15 protein-coding genes are annotated in these 17279 nt (G+C 61.5%); 4 read left to right on the top strand and 11 right to left on the bottom strand.

The window, feature by feature from the left end:
- Positions 1–7 precede the first annotated feature (7 nt).
- Entirely contained in the window at positions 8–1333 is a 1326-nt protein-coding gene (locus CFBP4996_RS16685) for an NAD(P)/FAD-dependent oxidoreductase (protein ID WP_080854490.1), read from the bottom strand.
- Positions 1334–1563: 230 nt separating this feature from the next.
- Between CFBP4996_RS16685 and CFBP4996_RS16680 the strand changes: the two genes are divergently transcribed.
- Positions 1564–2040 carry an Lrp/AsnC family transcriptional regulator gene (locus CFBP4996_RS16680; protein WP_003506856.1) on the top strand — a complete coding sequence of 159 codons (477 nt, stop codon included), beginning with the start codon at positions 1564–1566 and terminating at the stop codon, positions 2038–2040.
- A 217-nt stretch (positions 2041–2257) separates the two neighbouring features.
- Here the strand turns inward: CFBP4996_RS16680 and CFBP4996_RS16675 are convergent, their stop codons facing one another.
- The 7 genes from CFBP4996_RS16675 to CFBP4996_RS16645 form a co-directional block, all read right to left on the bottom strand.
- Entirely contained in the window at positions 2258–3913 is a 1656-nt protein-coding gene (locus CFBP4996_RS16675; RefSeq protein ID WP_080854491.1) for an ABC transporter ATP-binding protein, read from the bottom strand.
- Positions 3913–4764 (bottom strand): ABC transporter permease, encoded by an 852-nt coding sequence (locus CFBP4996_RS16670; RefSeq protein ID WP_059753371.1) that lies wholly within the window; start codon positions 4762–4764, stop codon positions 3913–3915. Before CFBP4996_RS16670 ends, CFBP4996_RS16675 begins: the two co-directional genes overlap by 1 nt.
- Positions 4764–5714 carry an ABC transporter permease gene (locus tag CFBP4996_RS16665; RefSeq protein WP_003524664.1) on the bottom strand — a complete coding sequence of 317 codons (951 nt, stop codon included), beginning with the start codon at positions 5712–5714 and terminating at the stop codon, positions 4764–4766. The genes CFBP4996_RS16670 and CFBP4996_RS16665 overlap by 1 nt, the downstream gene beginning before the upstream one ends.
- 92 nt (positions 5715–5806) lie before the next feature.
- Complete coding sequence (locus CFBP4996_RS16660) at positions 5807–7417, bottom strand: ABC transporter substrate-binding protein (RefSeq protein WP_080854492.1); 1611 nt, start codon at positions 7415–7417, stop codon at positions 5807–5809.
- A gap of 93 nt (positions 7418–7510) precedes the next feature.
- Positions 7511–8224, bottom strand: a complete 714-nt coding sequence (locus tag CFBP4996_RS16655; RefSeq protein WP_080854493.1) for an HAD-IA family hydrolase — start codon at positions 8222–8224, stop codon at positions 7511–7513.
- Positions 8225–8480: 256 nt separating this feature from the next.
- The gene (locus CFBP4996_RS16650) at positions 8481–9854 is read right to left on the bottom strand and encodes an aspartate aminotransferase family protein (protein ID WP_080854494.1); all 1374 of its coding nucleotides are present in this window, start codon (positions 9852–9854) and stop codon (positions 8481–8483) included.
- 15 nt (positions 9855–9869) lie between these two features.
- Entirely contained in the window at positions 9870–10706 is an 837-nt protein-coding gene (locus tag CFBP4996_RS16645; protein WP_080854495.1) for a GNAT family N-acetyltransferase, read from the bottom strand.
- Here CFBP4996_RS16645 and CFBP4996_RS16640 point away from each other — a divergent pair.
- The 3 genes from CFBP4996_RS16640 to CFBP4996_RS16630 are packed head-to-tail and all read left to right on the top strand — an operon-like array spanning position 10671 to position 12987.
- A complete protein-coding gene (locus CFBP4996_RS16640; RefSeq protein WP_137396266.1) occupies positions 10671–11021 on the top strand; it encodes a hypothetical protein in 351 nt (116 codons plus the stop codon). The two genes, CFBP4996_RS16645 and CFBP4996_RS16640, sit on opposite strands and share 36 nt — an antisense overlap.
- Positions 11022–11028: 7 nt before the next feature.
- Positions 11029–11697, top strand: coding sequence for a haloacid dehalogenase type II (locus CFBP4996_RS16635; protein WP_080854890.1), 669 nt, complete (start codon positions 11029–11031; stop codon positions 11695–11697).
- Positions 11698–11712: 15 nt separating this feature from the next.
- The gene (locus CFBP4996_RS16630; RefSeq protein WP_080854496.1) at positions 11713–12987 is read left to right on the top strand and encodes an NAD(P)/FAD-dependent oxidoreductase; all 1275 of its coding nucleotides are present in this window, start codon (positions 11713–11715) and stop codon (positions 12985–12987) included.
- A gap of 226 nt (positions 12988–13213) precedes the next feature.
- On the opposite strand, the gene CFBP4996_RS16625 is transcribed toward CFBP4996_RS16630, so the two are convergent.
- From CFBP4996_RS16625 to CFBP4996_RS16615, 3 genes are read right to left on the bottom strand one after another with little or no spacing between them, the layout of a single operon-like run.
- A complete protein-coding gene (locus tag CFBP4996_RS16625; RefSeq protein WP_080854497.1) occupies positions 13214–14671 on the bottom strand; it encodes an NAD-dependent succinate-semialdehyde dehydrogenase in 1458 nt (485 codons plus the stop codon).
- Positions 14672–14686: 15 nt separating this feature from the next.
- Complete coding sequence (locus CFBP4996_RS16620) at positions 14687–15730, bottom strand: tartrate dehydrogenase (protein WP_080854498.1); 1044 nt, start codon at positions 15728–15730, stop codon at positions 14687–14689.
- Positions 15731–15743: 13 nt separating this feature from the next.
- Positions 15744–17207: an aldehyde dehydrogenase family protein gene (locus CFBP4996_RS16615; RefSeq protein WP_080854499.1), complete on the bottom strand. Its 1464-nt coding sequence runs from the start codon at positions 17205–17207 to the stop codon at positions 15744–15746.
- Positions 17208–17279 lie beyond the last annotated feature (72 nt).

Raw genomic sequence — 17279 nt, 5'->3', positions numbered from 1 at the left:
GGGAGGGTTAGAAATCCGCGACCTTGCCCCAGGACGAATTTAGGAAACGGCTGGGGTGATAGGGGGCGGCATCGACGATCGGGTTCGAGCCCGTCACGATATCGGCGATCAGATGGCCGGCGCCCGGCCCTATGCCGAAACCGTGGCCGCTGAAACCGGCGGCGAGGATGAAGCCGGGCAATTCGCTGGTTTCGCCAATGGCGGGAACGCCATCGGGCGTGCTGTCGATGAAACCGGCCCAGGCGGCGGAAATCCGCGTGTTGCGAAGGGCAGGTAGAAGTTCAAGCGCCCTTCTATGGGTCTCGCGGATGGCGGCGGCATTGGGTTTCGGGTCGAGAATACGAACCCGTTCCATCGGTGTCGGCGCATCGAGCCGCCAGCGTTTCAGCGTCTCGTGACCGCCGCGAATGCCTTCCAGCCCGCCCGGCCGCAGGCTTCGCCAGCGCTTGAGGAACATCGGGATGAATTCACGGGCAAACCGCATCTGCTGCGCCGTCGGGTCGATGCGCCCCAGCCCGCTGATGGCGAGTGTGTAGCCGCCGTCTTTTCTCTTCGTTGCCGAAACCGCGGCGGTGTGCAGCGCATCCGGCAGCCCCTCCGCACCCGGTGTGACGGAGAGGATGGAAGAGCGGACGGAGGCCTGCGCGAAACGAATGCCGAGCTGCCGGCAAAAGGACGACGCCCAGGCCCCGCCGGACATGATGGCGGTTTTGGTGCGGATCGTGCCTTTTTCGGTGACGACGGCGCTGACCCGGCCGCCTTCCGTCTCAAGCCCGCGTGCGGCGCAATTCTGATGCACCGTGCCGCCCAGCTTGATGATGGCGCGCGCCACGGCGGGCGCCGCCATGGAAGGGTCGGCCGTGCCGTCGGTCGGCGAAAATACGCCGCCCTTCCAGCGCTTTCCCGTGGATCGGCCGCGTTCGCTCGCTTCATCGGCACTCAGCATATGGGTCGTCACCCCTGCGGTAATGGCAAAGTCGCGCCAGCGCGCCCAGCCGGCAAGTTCGGCCTCATTGTCGCTCAGGTAAAACAGCCCGCAGCGACGAAAACCCGTGTCCTCGCCGCTCTCTGCGCCAAACTCTTCCCAGAGCGCCAGGCTCTTGGTGGAAATCGGCAATTCGCGGGCGTCGCGGTTCTGCTGGCGGCACCAGCCCCAGTTGCGGCTGGATTGCTCCGCCCCGATCAGGCCTTTCTCGACCAGCGCCACTTTCAGGCCGCGTCGGGCGAGATAATAGGCGGCGAAGACACCGACGATGCCGCCGCCGATAATGACGGCGTCTGCGGATGTGGGCAGTTCCGGCGATGTCGTGATCTGTTGCAGCGGGGCGGGCATGGTCGGACTCCTTGTATTCGTCCTAATTTACCTCAGCCGGCGTGTAAACGCTGCCAGACTGGGCCTGTTGCCGGAATCTCCTGCTGTTGGGCGACGCCTCTGCAACTCTTTATGCTGCATCAAAAAAATATCCCCACGTCGACAGGGCTCGCCCATGTGGTAAGATTTCCTTTGCCGCGCCAGAATTTTATGCCGCGTGTTCAAAAAACAAAAAAGGGGTTCCGCACGTGATGAAACTTGACCGGATCGATATCAAGATCCTCTACGAATTGCAGAAAAACGGTCGCATCACCAATGTCGAGCTGGCGGAGCTTGTCAATCTGTCGCCAAGCCCCTGCCTGATGCGGGTGAAGAAGCTGCAGGCGGAAGGTTATATCGAGGGTTATTCGGCGCAGATCAACATCAACAAGCTCGGCCAGACGCTGACGGTGTTTACGGAAATCACGCTCAAGAACCATCGCCAGATCGATTTCGCCCGCTTCCTCGGCGTTGTCGAAAAGATCGACCAGGTGGTGGAATGCCACCTTGTTTCGGGCGGTTACGACTACCTGCTGAAATTCGTCACCTCTGGCATCGTCGAATACCAGTCGATCATGGAGCGGCTGACCGATATGGACGTGGGCATCGACAAATATTTCAGCTTCGTGGTGCTGAAATCGCCGATCATCAAATCGCATATGCCGCTGACCAGCCTGTTTCCGCTTTGAGGTGGAGGGAGGGCCTCAGACATCCGCAGAACCGATGGATTTGGCACGGGCGTTGCATTCACATTCCGTCACCCCGGACTTGATCCGGGGTCCAGCGCGATCAAGTCTTTGATCGCATGAGACTCATTTCACGACGCAGACGCGTCGTGGCTGGATGCCGGATCAAGTCCGGCATGACGGAGGAGAGGTTCTCTTACCTGTTTGGCATTCGTCCAGATCACCTTTTCGAAAACGCCCGCACCAGTTCCGCATCCTGCTGGAGATTGTCGAGCCATGTCGGGTCGAGTTTCGGCACAGAGGAGAACAGCAGTTTCGAATAGGGGTGGGAGGGCGATTTGATCGCTTCGGTTTCCAGATGCTCCACCTTCTGCCCGCCATACATCACGACGATCTCGTCGCAGATGGTCTCCACCACCGAAAGATCGTGGCTGATGAAGATATAGGAGAGGTTCAGCTCGCGCTGCAGTTCTCCGAGAAGATCGATGATCGCGGCCGCGACCACGGTATCGAGCGCCGAGGTGATTTCATCGCAGATGATGAGCGACGGTTCGGCGGCAAGTGCGCGGGCGAAATTGACGCGTTGTTTCTGCCCGCCGGAAAGGCCGGAGGGGTGGCGATGACGCACCGAGCGCGGCAGCTTCACCATATCGAGAAGCTGATCGATCCGGGCGTCGCGCGCCTTGCCCTTCATGCCGTGATAGAAGGTCAGCGGCCGGCCGAGAATATCCTCGATGGGTTTCGACGGGTTGAGTGCGGTATCGGCATATTGGAACACGATCTGCATCCGGCGCAGCTGGTCACCGGTTCGACGCCGGGCATCCGCATCCAGTTCCCGGCCTTCGAAGATGACATGGCCGCCGGCCGCCGGCAGAATGCCGGCGATGGCGCGCGCCAGCGTCGATTTTCCGCAACCGGACTCGCCGATGATGCCGAGATTGCGACCGGGATAGACCGAAAGGCTGACGCTATCCACCGCGCGCACCAGCGGCATCTTGTCTTCGCCCTTCGTTCCGTAACCGGCGATCAGCTTTTCGATATCCAGCAGCGGCGTTGCCTGCTCCTGTTTGGCGGGTGTGATGACGCGCGCCTTGTCATGAAAGGCCGTCAGCAGTTCCTTCGTGTAGGGATGCTGGGCATTTTCGAGGATATCCGTGGTCGTGCCGGTTTCCTGAACCTCGCCGCCTTTCAGCACAACGATCCGGTCGGCGATCTGGGCGACGACGGCGAGATCATGCGAAACATAAACGCCGCCTATGCCGTTCTTGCGCATTGCCGATTTGAAGGCGCGCAGCACCTCGATCTGGGTCGTGACGTCGAGCGCGGTGGTCGGCTCGTCGAAGATCACCAGCTTCGGGTTGCCGATCAGCGCCATTGCGGCGGAGAGGCGCTGAAGCTGGCCGCCGGACACCTGATGCGGGTAACGCTCGCCGATGGTCTCGGGGTTGGGCAGCGACAGCGCCTTGAAAAGTTCCACCGCCCGTGTGCGTGCTTCCTGCGGCGGCATCAGATGGTGGATGCGGGTGACTTCGATGACCTGATCGATGATTTTCTGCGCCGGGTTGAAGGCGGCGGCGGCGCTTTGCGGCACATAGGCCACTTTTGTGCCGCGGACTTTGGCGCGTTCGGCCTCGGAAAGCTGCACCATGTCCTGGCCCGCCACCTTGACGCTGCCGCCGGAAATGCGGCAGCCCGGCCGGGCATAGCCCATCAGGGTTAGCGCGATGGTGGTCTTGCCGGAACCGCTTTCGCCGATCAGTGCGACGATTTCGCCATCGGCGATGTCGATGTCCACACCCTTGATGATGTCGATACGGCGGCCGGAATCGGTGGTGGCCTCGACTTTCAGTCCACGGATTTCAACGAGATTGCTCATTATTCGCTCCTGTCGCGGATTTTCTGCGGCAGATTGTCGATCAGCAGGTTGACGCTGATCGTCAGGCTGGCAATGGCCAGCGACGGGAAGATGACGGCGGGGGCCGCAAACGGCAGGCCGCCGATGTTCTCGCGCACCAGCGCGCCCCAGTCCGCATTCGGCGGCTGCAGGCCGAGGCCGAGGAAGGAAAGGCCCGACAGAAGCAGCACGATGAACACAAAGCGCACGCCAAGATCGGCCAGTACGGGCCGGACGATGTTTGGCAGGATTTCAGAGCCGATGAGGTAGAACAGGCTTTCGCCGCGCACCCGGGCGACGGTGACGAAATCCATGGTGTTGACATTGACGGCGAGCGCCCGGGCGAAACGATAGGCGCCCGGCGTATAGATGACCGAGAGCGTGATGATCAGCACCGGAATGGAAGAGCCGACGGCGGCCACGACCACGAGGCCGAAAAGCTTGCTCGGAATGGAATTCACCGCGTCGAGAAACCGGCTGAGCGCCGCATCGAACCAGCCGCCGATGACGGCGGCGCACATGCCGAGCACGACCCCGGAGGTGCAGGCGATGGTGACGGCGGCGAGCGATATGCCGACCGTGAAACGCGCGCCCATGAGAATGCGGGAAAACACGTCGCGACCGAGATAATCGGAACCGAGCCAGAGATCGGAGGTCATCGGCCCGAAATAATCGAGATCGACGATCTCACCGACCGGATGTGGAATGAGATAGGGCGCGAAGATTGCGACCATGGCCCAGAAAAAAATGACGAGAAAGCCGAAAACGCCGACTGCGTTGATCTTGTAACCCAAACGCGAGGTCCCCGAAGTTGTTTTGATATTGTCGGCCATCAGCGCAGCCTCGGATTGGACATGATGGCGATGATATCCGCCGTCGTGATGAGGAGGAGATAACCGACGCAGAAGATCATCGCGCAGCTCTGGATCAGCGGCAGGTCGCGGGTTGCGACGCCATCGACCATCAGCTTGGCGATGCCGGGATAATTGAAGATCGTCTCGACGATGATGACGCCGCCGACGAGATAGGAAAGCGACAGCGCCACCGCATTGACGATGGGGCCGAGCGCATTGGGAAGCGCATGGCGAAGCACGATGCGCATGCGCGGTGCACCCTTCAAAAGCGCCATTTCCACATAGGGCGTATCGAGCGTCTCGATGACGGCAGCGCGGCTCATGCGGATCATCTGTGCGGAAACGACGAAGGTCAGCGTGATGACCGGCATGGCATAGACCCGCAGAACATCGAAAAGCGTGTGAACCTCACTGACCAGCGACAGCGCCGGAAGCCATTTCAGATAGACGGCGAAAAGCAGCACGGCGAGTGTGGCGATCATGAATTCCGGCACCGAGATGACGCCGATGGTCAGCACGGTGACGGCCCGGTCATAAAGCGTTCCGCGCAACATGGCGGAGCTGATGCCGAGGGTCAGCGCCAGCGGCACGGCGATGATGGTGGTAATGCCGGCAAGCTTCATGGAGTTGACGAAGCGCGGACCGATAAGATCGGCGATCGCCATGTTGTTGGCGTAGGACGTGCCGAGTTCGCCCTGCAGCAGGCCGAGAAGCCAGCGCACGAAACGCAGAAGGGCGGGATCGTCGAGATGCATGGCGGTGCGCAGGCCGGCCACGGCCTCCGGCGTCGCCGCCTGGCCAAGCAGGATCGTCGCCGTGTCGCCGGGCAGCAGGCTGGTAGCGGAAAAGACGATAAACGACACGATAAGCAGCGTCGTCAGCATGACGACCAGCCGCCTGGCGATAAGGGATAATATCCGGCTGTTCATTCACATGCTCCTGCGACGTGCCTGATTGTGGAGGCTTTCCGCAACGACGGAAAGGCTGCCGGGCGCATTTTCGCGCCCGGCTCCATGGTCTATCAGGCTTCGAGCCAGACGTATTCCGCAAAGGCATAACCCATCATGCCGCCGAGCGGATTGGCTTCCAGCCCCTTCAGCTTGGAGGTGATGGCGTCGACGTTCGAAATATAGGCGGGAATGATGGTGCCGGCTTCGTCGGCGATCATCGTTTCCAGTTCGAAGTAGATCTGCTTGCGCTTGTCCATATCGAGCATGCCGCGTGCTTCGAGCATCAGCTTGTCGAATTTCGGCGACTTGTACTGGCTTTCGTTCCACGGTGCGTCGGAAGCATAGAGCAGGGAGAACAGGATGTCCGGCGTCGGGCGCGGGTTGATGTTGCCGAAATGGACCGGCGCCTTCAGCCAGTAATTGCTCCAGTAACCGTCCGAAGGCACACGCTGCACATCCAGCTTGACGCCGATTTCGGCGGCGGAAGCCTGGATGATCATCGCCATATCGACGGAAGAGCTTGCCGCATCCGATGCGATGACCGGAATGGACTGGCCGATGAGGCCGGCTTTTTCAAAGTGGAACTTCGCCTTGTCCGGATCGAAGGCTTTCGGCTTCAGGTCCGGATTGTGGTAGGGGTTCATCGGCGGAACCGGCTGGTCGTTGCCGACTTCACCCAGACCGCGCAGCGCCGCCTTGACGATCTGTTCGCGGTTGACGATCGACTTCATGCCGGCGATGAAATCGGCATTGTTGCCCGGCGCCTGGTCGAGACGCATGTTGAGGTTGGTGTAGTTTCCGGATGTCGTCTTGGAAAGAACGACACCGTCCTGCTTGTCGAGCAGGCGCAGCGCACGCGGGTTGATGGAGGCCGCGAGCTGGATGTCGCCGGAAAGAAGCGCGTTCACGCGGGCATTGTCGTCCGAGATCGCGAAGAACTCGAAGCTGTCCACATGCGGCCCGCCCGATTTCCAGTAGTTAGTGTTCTTGGCCATGATCGAGCGCACACCCGGCTCGAATTTTTCGATCTTGAAGGCGCCCGTGCCGTTGCCCTTGGAAAAATCGGTCGTGCCGTCGGCGACGATCATGAAATGGTGCATGGCAAGGATCGTCGGCAGGTCGGCATTGGCGCTGGCCAGCGTGATTTCGACGGTGCTCTTGTCGACAGCCTTGAAGCCGGTCATCTGGGCGGCGATCTTGGCGACCTTGGAGCCGACGGCCGGATCGAGATGGCGCTTCAGCGAATAGACCACGTCATCGGCGGTCAGCGACTTGCCGTCATGGAAGGTGACGCCTGAACGCAGCTTCACCGTCCAGGTCTTGGCGTCCTTTGATTCGATCGACTCGGCCAGCTCCATCTGTGGCGTGCCCGAAGCATCGAGGAAGCTCAGGCGGTTATAGAGCGCGCAGCAACGGACGTAGTCCGTCGACAGCGAGGCCTTCGCCGGATCGAGCGTATCGGCGGTGGAGGAGGACCAGCCGGCAGCTTTCAGCGTGCCGCCGGATACCGGCGTTGCGGCCACGGCGCCAGAGGCGCGGCCGAGGATGGCCGAACCGGCGGAAAGGGCGACGCCGCCCGCCAGCAGCATGTGAAGCAGCTCACGCCGCGTTGCGCCGCGTCGGATCGCCTGTTCAACGGCGGTGTCGTCGGAGCGGGTCCAGTTTGTAATCCTGTCACTCATGGTCTTCCCCTTTTGTATGATTTGTTGAAATGCGTCTGAAGAAATTTCCGGCATGCCGCATCCCAGTTCGCGGCACGCCATTGGCGGGGCGGCTCAGCCGCCCGTCTGTTTCACTGCTTCGGCAAGGCCGGCCATGGAGGTGAAGTGGTAGTCCGGCTCGGTAAAGTTTTCCGGCTCGATCGTACCGCCATATCCTTTCTGGGCGTGGCGACGCTCGATCCAGCAATTTGTCATGCCCAGTTTCCGGGAAATGCCGATATCGTGGTACTGGCTTTGCGCGACGTGCAGAATGTCGTCCTTCGATGCGCCTTCGCTTTCCACAAAGGCAAAGACCTTTTCGAAGAAGGCGGGATCGGGTTTTTCGGTGCCGGTGTCATCTGCCGTGAAAGCGGCATGAAAGGGATTGCCGAGTTCCTTCGAGAAATATTCGAAGGCCCAGCGCTGGGCGTTGGTCATGGCGATGAGGCGATGCGTCTTGGCAAGCTCGGCCATTGCGGCGCGGCTGTCTTCAAAGCCTTTCCAGCTTTTTGCCGCATCGCGCAGGCGTTCACCGAATGCGCGTTCCGCCGGCAGGCCGAGTTCGGGAGCGATGATCAGGTATACGCGGACGAGGTCGTCCGGAAACAGGTCGGTCGCGTCGGAATAACGGGCCGCGCGGTAAAGCGCGAGCGCCTTTTCACCATCGACGTCCACGCCGTTTTCCGCGCCGATTGCGGCCAGCGTCGATTTCAGGCCGCCTTCGAAATCGATGAGGGTCCCCACCACGTCGAAGCTCATATATTTGAAGTCGCTCAGTTTTTTGGGCAATGTCGGTCTCCGCTTTGCCGCCTCGGCCTCTTGGGGAGCCTGCGGCAGATTATTCTGTTCCCGGACGGGATCCTTGCCCCGTTCCCATTTGCGATTACGCCCTTTTTTATGGCGTTTAGTGCCGTTTGCATTAATAGTTTGGCACTTTCGGCACGCCGGATTCGCCGAAATGGATCGGCTCTTCGGCAGAATATTGCGAATATGCGGTGCATTGCGACATTTCGAGAGGGTGCCGCAACGCCACCCGGCTATCGCCTCAGGCCATGGCGGCCCGTACCGCGGGGTCTTCGAGCGTCTGGTCGAGGGTCTTCAGCGTCCGCTCGATGATGGCGTCGATCTCGCTGTCGGTGCAGCAGAGCGGCGGCGCGTAACCCAGAATACCGTTCGCAAAGGCGCGCACGATCAGGCCGTTTTCCCAGGCGCGGTCGAAAACCTTGCGTGCGGGGGCCGCAGCGGCCGGCAGCGGCGTTTTCTTGTCCTTGTCGGTCACGAGTTCGACGGCGGCGAGCATGCCGCGCCCCCGGACATCGCCGACCAGCGGATGGCTTCTCAGGCTCTCTAGCCCCGCCATCAGCCTTTGACCGGCGCGGCGGCCGTTTTCCAGCAGCCCGCCCTCGTAAAGTTTCAGCACTTCGAGACCGACGGCGGCGCTGACGGGATGGGCGGAATAGGTATAGCCATGCCCGATTGCGGCCTCGCCTGCGAAGTCGGCTATTGTATCATAGACGTGGTCCGCCATGAAGACGGCGCCCATCGGCACATAGCCGGAGGTGAGACCCTTGGCGGTGGTGATGAAGTCCGGCACGATATCCTCGTCGGCACAGGCAAACAGCGGCCCCGTGCGGCCAAAGCCGGTAATGACCTCGTCGGCGACGAAAAGGATGCCATAGGACCGGCAGAGGTCGCGCATGGCCTTGATCCAGCCGGGAGGCGGCACGAGAACCCCGCCGGAACCCTGGATCGGCTCCGCATAGAAGGCGGCGACGCGGTTCGGACCGATCGTCTCGATCTTGTCCTTCAGGATTTGCAGGGAGGATGCGATGATGGCGGCCGGGTCGCTTCCCACCGGGTTACGGTAGGCGTAGTGCGACGGGATTTTGTGCTGCCAGTCGTAGGGCACGCCGAAACCGGCATGGAAAGCGGGCAGGGCGGTGAGGCCCGAACCGGCGGTGGTGGAGCCGTGATAACCCTGTTCGATGGAAATGAACTGGTCGCGCTGTGGCTGGCCCTTGGCATGCCAGTAATAGCGGATGAACCGAATGGTGCTGTCCACCGCATCGGAACCGCCAAGCGTGAAATAGACGTGGTTGAGATCGCCCGGTGCGCGGTCGGCGAGTTCCGAGGCAAGCCGGATCGCCGGTTCGCTGCCAATGTCGAAATAGGCCGTCGCATAGGGCAATTCCCGCATCTGCTTTGCCGCCGCCTCGACGATGCTGTCATGGCCGTAACCGGCATTGACGCACCACAGGCCGGCAAAACCGTCGATGAGCTGATGGCCGGTAATATCGGTGACGGTGGCGCCCCGTGCCGATTGCAGCACCCGCACGCCCAGCTTCTCATGGCCGCGGAAGGAGGAGACAGGGTGCACCAGATGGGCGCGATCCAGTTCGATCAGTGAATTGCTTAACATGGGGTCTCTCCGGATTCAGCCCAGCGCCTGGCTGGTCAATGCGAATGTTTTCAGTTTTTTGTCAGCGGGGATTTCGGTTTTCGACCGGCGCATGGCGATGCCGCCGCCGACATGGCCAAGACCGCGTTCGGCAAGCCAGGGGGCAAGGCCCGTATCGGTCGTTGTGTCCACACGAAGGAATGCGCCGGGACGTTCAGAAAACACGAATGCGATCAGATCTTTCGCGATTTCAGCATTTTCCGCCACGACCGGGCCGATGACTTCGCCGCGTCCGAAGGCGCGAAGTGCTGCAAAGCCCTTGATGACCCCCTGGTCCTGCACGAGTGCGAAACGCGCCCTTTCGGAAAGTGCTGCAAAGAGGGCCGTGCGATCCGCACCGAAAGCCTGCGCATCGAGCGCGGCGAGTTCGGCCGGATCAATGCTTTCCGCCCAGGTGACACCTTCCGGCCTGTCGGTTGCGGCCGGAATGCCCTGATGCTGGAGCACTTCGCCGCAGGCGGCGAAGCCCAGCTTTTCATAAAGGGGCAGGCCGTCGGCCGTGGCTACAAGACGGCACTCGCGATTTTCTGCTGCGTCCATTGCCGCGCCCATCAACTGGCGTCCAAGGCCGCGGCCGCGCATGCTCTCGTCCACGATCACCATATTGACGGTGGCGCAGGTGTCTCCGAGAATCGTCGCCATGGCGGTTCCGACGACGCGCCCGTTTTCCAGCGCGACGAAACCCTTGCTCAGGGAAAGGACCAGCGCCCAGTCTTCTTTCCGGTGCGGCCAGCCGGCCTGGCGGGAAAGTTCAACGGCCGCGTCGAGGTGGTCCGGTTGAAACGTTTGGATATCGATCAGGCTCGCCTGCATGCCGGAACTCCGTTTTTCTGCTTATTCATTGATAGACCGATGCCGAAAGAAGATTGTCCCGACAAATGGGAAGGTTCGATATGTTTCGCTGTTGCTTTTATCCGCCGCCGCATCTTATGCCGCATCTTGTCCTCACCCGGCCGTAAACCGGGGACCGGCGGCGGCTTCCGGTTTGCCTCAACGCAACTCTCTGCCAAACTGGCGGCTGCATACGCAACAATCTGCTTCCGCGAATGGCAATTGCGGTGCGTCGACCGGGCAAAGGCTTTCTATGATCAATTCATTCCGGCACGGCCGATCCCCAAGCAAGGATGACGACGACATGACCATCTTCCGCCCGAAATACATCTCCTTCGATTGCTACGGCACGCTGATCAATTTCCAGATGGCAGAGGCCGCCCGCGATCTTTATGGCGATCGTCTCGATGAAGCGCAGATGCAGCAGTGCATCAAGAATTTTGCGGCCTATCGTCTGGATGAGATCATGGGCGACTGGAAGCCCTATGCCCAGGTGGTTCACAATTCGCTTTCGCGCAGCTGCAAGCGCAATGGCGTGGCCTTCAAGGATGAAGATGCCACCTTCGTTTACGAGCGCGTTCCGACCTGGGGCCCGCATGCCGATGTTCCGGCCGGCCTTGCCAAGGTTGCGAAGGAAATTCCCCTCGTCATCCTGTCCAACGCCATGAATTCGCAGATCATGTCGAATGTCGAAAAGCTCGGTGCGCCCTTCCACGCTGTCTATACGGCTGAGCAGGCGCAGGCCTACAAGCCGCGCTTCAAGGCTTTCGAATATATGTTCGACATGCTGGGCTGCGGTCCGGAAGACATGCTGCATGTTTCCTCCTCGTTCCGTTACGATCTGATGTCGGCCCATGATCTCGGCATCAAGAACAAGGTCTGGGTCAATCGCGGCCACGAGCCCGCCAATCCCTATTACGGTTATGTCGAAATCGCCGATATTTCCGGTCTGGCAGGCGTGGTTGGATTGTAAGGAAAGGTCGGGACCATGAAGTTCGTCTCCTATTGGCACGATACCGCGCCGCAATTTTCAGGTGCCGCGCAAGGTCCCGTCGAAGGTCATTACGATGTCGCCGTCATCGGTGGAGGTTTCACCGGTCTCGGGGCCGCGCGCCAGCTTGCCAAGGCCGGCGCGCGGGTGGTCGTTCTTGAAGGGGAGCGGGTCGGCTGGGGCGCCTCTGGCCGCAATGGCGGGCATCTCAACAATGGTCTCGCCCATTCCTATCTCTCCGCCAAGGCCGAGCTTGGCAAGGAACGCGCGATCGCCCTCTACAGGGCGCTCGATTCCTCCATCGATACGCTGGAGGGCCTGATTGCGGAGGAAGGCATCGATTGCAACTTCCGCCGCTCGGGCAAGCTGAAGCTCGCCTCCAAACCGCAGCATTTCGAAGGTCTGGCGAAGAATTTCGAGGCGCTGCATGCCGAGGTCGATCCCGATACGGCGCTTCTTTCCGCGGCCGATCTCAAGTCGGAGATCGGCTCGCCCTTTTATGGCGCCATGCTCTCGAAGAAGAGCGCGATGATGCATATGGGTCGCTATGTGGCCGGCCTTGCCGAAGCCGCCAGCCGTCATGGCGCGGTGATCTTCGAAAATGCGGCGGTGACGAAGCACATCCAGAACGGCAGGACCCATGAACTGGAAACTCCGCGCGGCAAGGTGACGGCCGACAATGTTCTGGTGGCGACCGGCGCTTACACGCCGTCCGGCTTCGGTTATTTCCGTCGCCGCATCATCGCCGTCGGCAGTTTCATCATCGCCACGCGGCCGCTGACGGATGCCGAGGTTCAGGCCTCGGTTCCGGGCAACCGCACCTATGTCAACTCGATGAATATCGGCAATTATTTCCGGCTCGCGCCGGATAACCGGCTGATCTTCGGCGGCCGTGCGCGCTTTTCCGCCACGTCGGACCAGCGTTCAGACGCCAAAAGCGGTGCGATCCTGACGGAAAGCCTGCATCGCATCTTCCCGCAGCTTGTCCATGTGCCGATCGATTATTGCTGGGGCGGTCTGGTGGACATGACCAAGGACCGTTATCCGCGCGCCGGTTTCCATGACGGCGTCTGGTACGCCATGGGCTATTCCGGCCACGGTGCGCAGCTTTCCACCCATCTCGGCATGATCATGGCCGACGCCATTCTCGGACGGCCGGATAACAACCCGCTGAAGGGACTGGAATGGCCGGCGGTGCCGGGTCATTTCGGCAAGCCGTGGTTCCTGCCGCTCGTCGGCTTTTATTACAAAATGCTGGACAAGATTCAGTAGAAGTCGGGGGTCGACGCTGAGAGGCCGCTCCCACACTCGACGTCATCCTCGGGCTTGACCCGAGGATCCACGGCCGCGCGAAGAATGGATCCTCGGGTCAAGCCCGAGGATGACGGAGGAGAGGGGCATCTCCATATCCCAGCGGCCTCCAGGCCGCTTTTTTGTTGCCTCCACACAAAAAGAAGGGCCGCAGAGCGGCCCTTTAGGCGGGGAGAAGGAAGCGGGCTCAGGAAAGCCCGCCAATATGAAACGTCTTGATCTCCAGATATTCCTCGATGCCGACCTGTGCGCCCTCACGGCCGAGGCCGGATTGCTTGACGCCGCCGAAGGGGGCGACTTCGGTGGAGATCGCACCGGTGTTGAGGCCGACCATGCCGAATTCCAGCGCCTCGCCCACGCGCCAGGCGCGTTTCAGGCTTTCGGTATAGAAATAGGCGGCAAGGCCGAAGGGCGTGCCGTTGGCGATGGCGATGGCTTCTTCTTCCGTCTCGAAACGGAAGAGCGGTGCCACCGGTCCGAAGGTTTCTTCGCTTGCCAGCCGCATCCCGGTCGTGGCGCCGATCAGCACCACGGGGGCGGTATATTGCGGACCTTCCGGCAGATCATGTGGTTTGGTGATGATCTTTGCACCCTTGGAAACGGCGTCATCGATATGGGCACGAATCTTGGCGATGGCCGGCTCGTTGATCATCGGGCCGATGGAAACGCCCGCTTCCGTTCCGGGTCCGACCCGCATGGCGTCGACGCGATCCGCCAGTTTTTTGGCGAAGGCGTCATAAACGCTCGACTGCACGAGAATGCGGTTGGCGCAAACGCAGGTCTGGCCGCCGTTGCGGAATTTCGAAACCAGCGCGCCTTCGATGGCGAGATCGAGATCGGCATCGTCGAAAACGATGAAGGGCGCGTTGCCGCCAAGTTCCAGCGACAGCCGCTTGACGCTATCGGCAGCGCCGCGCATCAAAAGCGAACCGACGCGGGTGGAGCCGGTGAAGGAAATTTTCCGAACCGTCTCGTTGGCCATGATTTCATTGCCGATTTCCGTCGGCATGCCGGTGACGATATTGATGACGCCCGCGGGAATGCCGGCGCGTTCGGCAAGAACGCCGAGCGCCAGGGCCGAATAGGGCGTGAACTCCGACGGCTTGATGACCACGGTGCAGCCGGCCGCAAGTGCGGGCGCGACCTTGCGGGTGATCATCGCATTCGGGAAGTTCCAGGGCGTGATGATGCCGCAGACGCCGACCGGTTCTTTCAGCACCACGATACGCCGATCCGGCGTCGGTGAAGGAATGGTGCTGCCGCCGATACGACGAGCCTCTTCCGCGAACCATTTGACGAAGGACGCGCCGTAGCGAATTTCGCCCTTCGCTTCATCCAGCGGCTTGCCCTGTTCGGTGGTCAGGATCAGGCCGAGATCGTCGACATTGTCGATCATCAGCGCGAACCATTTTTCGAGAAGCGCTGCACGCTCCGCATGGGTTTTCTTTTTCCACGGCCCGAAGGCGGCATTGGCGGCTTCGATTGCCGCGCGGGTTTCCCCGCCGTCCATATCCGGCACGGTGCCGATCACCGCCTGCGTCGCCGGGTCGATCACGTCGACCGCCTTGCCCGATGCCGCGGCCTTCCACGCGCCGCCGATCAAGCCCGTCTGGCGAAAGAGTTCCTTGTCCTTCAAGCCTTGCATCATAATTCTCCGAAATCAGTCGAGCGCCGCAAGAATGGCGGCGGTGATGGCGTCTGTCTTGTCCTTGCCCGGCACCGTGCCGATACCCCGGCCGGTCGCCGTTTCCAGCGCCGTCATGATACGCACGGCCGCGTCTTTTTCACCGAGATGCTCGAGCATCATCGCGCCGGACCAGATGGCGGCGATGGGGTTGGCGATGCCGAGATGGGCGATGTCCGGGGCCGAACCGTGCACCGGCTCGAACATGGAGGGCGCGCTGCGGTCGGGATTGATATTGGCGGAGGCGGCAAAGCCGAGGCCGCCCTGAATGGCTGCGCCGAGGTCTGTCAGAATATCGCCGAAGAGGTTGGAAGCGACGACGACATCGAGGCTTTCCGGGGCCATAACCATGCGCGCCGCCATGGCGTCGATGTGATAGCTGGAAACCTCGACGTCTGGATATTCGGCAGCGAGCTTGTGAGTCACCTCGTCCCAGAACACCATCGAATATTTCTGGGCATTGGACTTGGTGATGGAGGCAAGTTTGCCGCGACGCTTCTGCGCCTGTTCGAAGCCGAAGCGCAGGATGCGCTCCACGCCCTTGCGGGTGAAGATCGAGGTTTCGACCGCAACTTCGTCATCGGTGCCCTGATGCACGCGGCCGCCGGCGCCGGAATATTCGCCCTCCGTGTTTTCACGGATGCAGAGAATGTCGAAGCCATCGGCCTTCAAAGGCCCCTGCACGCCGGGCAGAAGCCGGTGCGGGCGGATATTGGCATATTGTACGAAAGCCTTGCGGATCGGCAGCAGCAGGCCGTGCAGCGAGACCGAGTCCGGCACTTCCGCCGGCCAGCCGACCGCGCCGAGCAGGATGGCGTCGAAGCCGCGCAGGGTTTCGATGCCGTCCTTCGGCATCATCGCGCCGGTTTCCTTGTAGAAGGCGCAGGACCAGGGGAGTTCCGTTCCTTCAAGCGCAAAACCGGAGGTTTTGGCGGCGGCGTTGAGAACCTGCCATGCGGCGTCCGTCACGCTTTTGCCGATGCCGTCTCCGGGAATGAGTGCGATGCGATGCGTTTTCAAAACATTTCCCCTGTTACAGTCCGATAAGGACGCTTTTGCTCTTGCGGTTGGCGAGATAGGCCTCGCGTCCGAGATCCTTGCCGATGCCGGAGCGTTTGTAACCGCCGGTCGGCAATATATGGTCGCGCGAGCGCCCATAACGGTTGACCCAGATCGTGCCCGCCTGAATGGCGCGGGACAGGCGCATGACGCGCGAGACGTCACGGCTGAAAAGACCCGCCGCCAGACCGTAGGTCGGATGGTCGGAAAGCGCCAGAGCCTCTTCTTCCGTGCGGAAGGTCTGCAGTGTCAGCACCGGCCCGAAGATTTCCTCAGTGACGGCAGGGGAGGTCTGGTCGACATTGGCGATCAGCGTCGGCTGGTAGAAATAGCCGGGACCGTCCATGATCGCGCCGCCGGTCAGGCATTCGCCGCCATGGGCGACGGCCGCCTGCACGATGCCGTCGATGCGCTTGCGCTGCACCTCGGAGATGATCGGCGAATATTGCGTCGTCTCGTCCCAGGTCGGGCCGGGTCTCACCGCCTTCATGCGGGCGATGATGGCCGTGGAAAGGGCATCCGCAGCACTTTCCTCGACGATGATGCGCGAGCCCGCCACACAGGCCTGCCCAGCATTGGAAAGGATATTGCCGGCGATGGCCGCTGCCGCCTTCTCGATATCGGCATCGGCGAAGACGAGTTGCGGGCTCTTGCCGCCGAGTTCCAGCGTCATGGGCTTGATACCGGTGCGGGCAATGTTGGCCATGATGGCGGCGCCCGCGGCGGTGGAGCCGGTGAAGCTGACCTTCGAAATTTCGGGATGGCCGGTGATGGCATTGCCGGTCACGGGCCCGTCGCCCAGCACGATGTTGATGAGACCTGCCGGCAATCCGGCCTTGATCGCCAGCTGCGCCATGAAGATGCTGGAGAAGGGCGTCATTTCCGATGGTTTCAGCACCACGGCATTGCCTGCCGCGAGCGCCGGGCCAAGCTTCCAGCCGGCCATGGAGACGGGGAAATTCCACGGCGTGATGGCGCCGACGACGCCATAGGGTTCGGTCATGATCATGCCGAGGCTTGCATCGTCGGTCGGCACCAGATCGCCGCCTTCCTTGTCCGCGAATTCGGCGAAGAAGCGGATCTGTTCGGCGGTGACGGCGATATCGCCGGCGATGAGCTGGCCCACCGGCCGCGTCGAGGACAGCGCCTCGATTTTCGCCAACGTCTCGGCTTCCTGTTCGATCAGGTCGGCCCAGCGCTGCAAGACCTTTGTGCGCTCGCGCGGGCGCACGCCGCCCCAGTTGCTGCTCTTCAACGCGGCCTTGGCAGTCTGCACCGCCTCATCGACCAGCGCCGCATCCGCCTTGGGGCAACCGGCATATTCTATGCCGTCCGAAGGGCGGTGCATGTCGATGCCGTTTGCCGCTGGAACCAGCCGGTCGCCGATGAAGTGGCCGATCGGCAGGGATAAGCTGTCTGGATCGAAGCTGAGCGTCATGTGGAATCCTCTTTGGATATGCCCCAACGCTAATCCCTGATGGCAAGCAGCATCGACCGACTGCGGCGCGGG

This window comes from Agrobacterium leguminum, assembly GCF_005144435.2.
In the GTDB taxonomy this organism is placed as follows: domain Bacteria; phylum Pseudomonadota; class Alphaproteobacteria; order Rhizobiales; family Rhizobiaceae; genus Agrobacterium; species Agrobacterium leguminum.
The sequence above is the reverse complement of the archived record's forward strand: the minus strand, read 5'-3'. Positions and strand labels throughout refer to the sequence as shown.

Excerpts from the sequence above, each read along its gene's own strand:
- CFBP4996_RS16645 (WP_080854495.1), bottom strand. The coding sequence starts at position 10,706 with ATGCAGGCGAGCCTGATCGATATCCAAACGTTTCAACCGGACCACCTC.
- CFBP4996_RS16630 (WP_080854496.1), top strand. The coding sequence starts at position 11,713 with ATGAAGTTCGTCTCCTATTGGCACGATACCGCGCCGCAATTTTCAGGT.
- CFBP4996_RS16650 (WP_080854494.1), bottom strand. The coding sequence starts at position 9,854 with ATGTTAAGCAATTCACTGATCGAACTGGATCGCGCCCATCTGGTGCAC.
- CFBP4996_RS16660 (WP_080854492.1), bottom strand. The coding sequence starts at position 7,417 with ATGAGTGACAGGATTACAAACTGGACCCGCTCCGACGACACCGCCGTT.
- CFBP4996_RS16615 (WP_080854499.1), bottom strand. The coding sequence starts at position 17,207 with ATGACGCTCAGCTTCGATCCAGACAGCTTATCCCTGCCGATCGGCCAC.
- CFBP4996_RS16635 (WP_080854890.1), top strand. The coding sequence starts at position 11,029 with ATGACCATCTTCCGCCCGAAATACATCTCCTTCGATTGCTACGGCACG.
- CFBP4996_RS16680 (WP_003506856.1), top strand. The coding sequence starts at position 1,564 with ATGAAACTTGACCGGATCGATATCAAGATCCTCTACGAATTGCAGAAA.
- CFBP4996_RS16670 (WP_059753371.1), bottom strand. The coding sequence starts at position 4,764 with ATGGCCGACAATATCAAAACAACTTCGGGGACCTCGCGTTTGGGTTAC.
- CFBP4996_RS16625 (WP_080854497.1), bottom strand. The coding sequence starts at position 14,671 with ATGCAAGGCTTGAAGGACAAGGAACTCTTTCGCCAGACGGGCTTGATC.
- CFBP4996_RS16685 (WP_080854490.1), bottom strand. The coding sequence starts at position 1,333 with ATGCCCGCCCCGCTGCAACAGATCACGACATCGCCGGAACTGCCCACA.
- CFBP4996_RS16665 (WP_003524664.1), bottom strand. The coding sequence starts at position 5,714 with ATGAACAGCCGGATATTATCCCTTATCGCCAGGCGGCTGGTCGTCATG.
- CFBP4996_RS16675 (WP_080854491.1), bottom strand. The coding sequence starts at position 3,913 with ATGAGCAATCTCGTTGAAATCCGTGGACTGAAAGTCGAGGCCACCACC.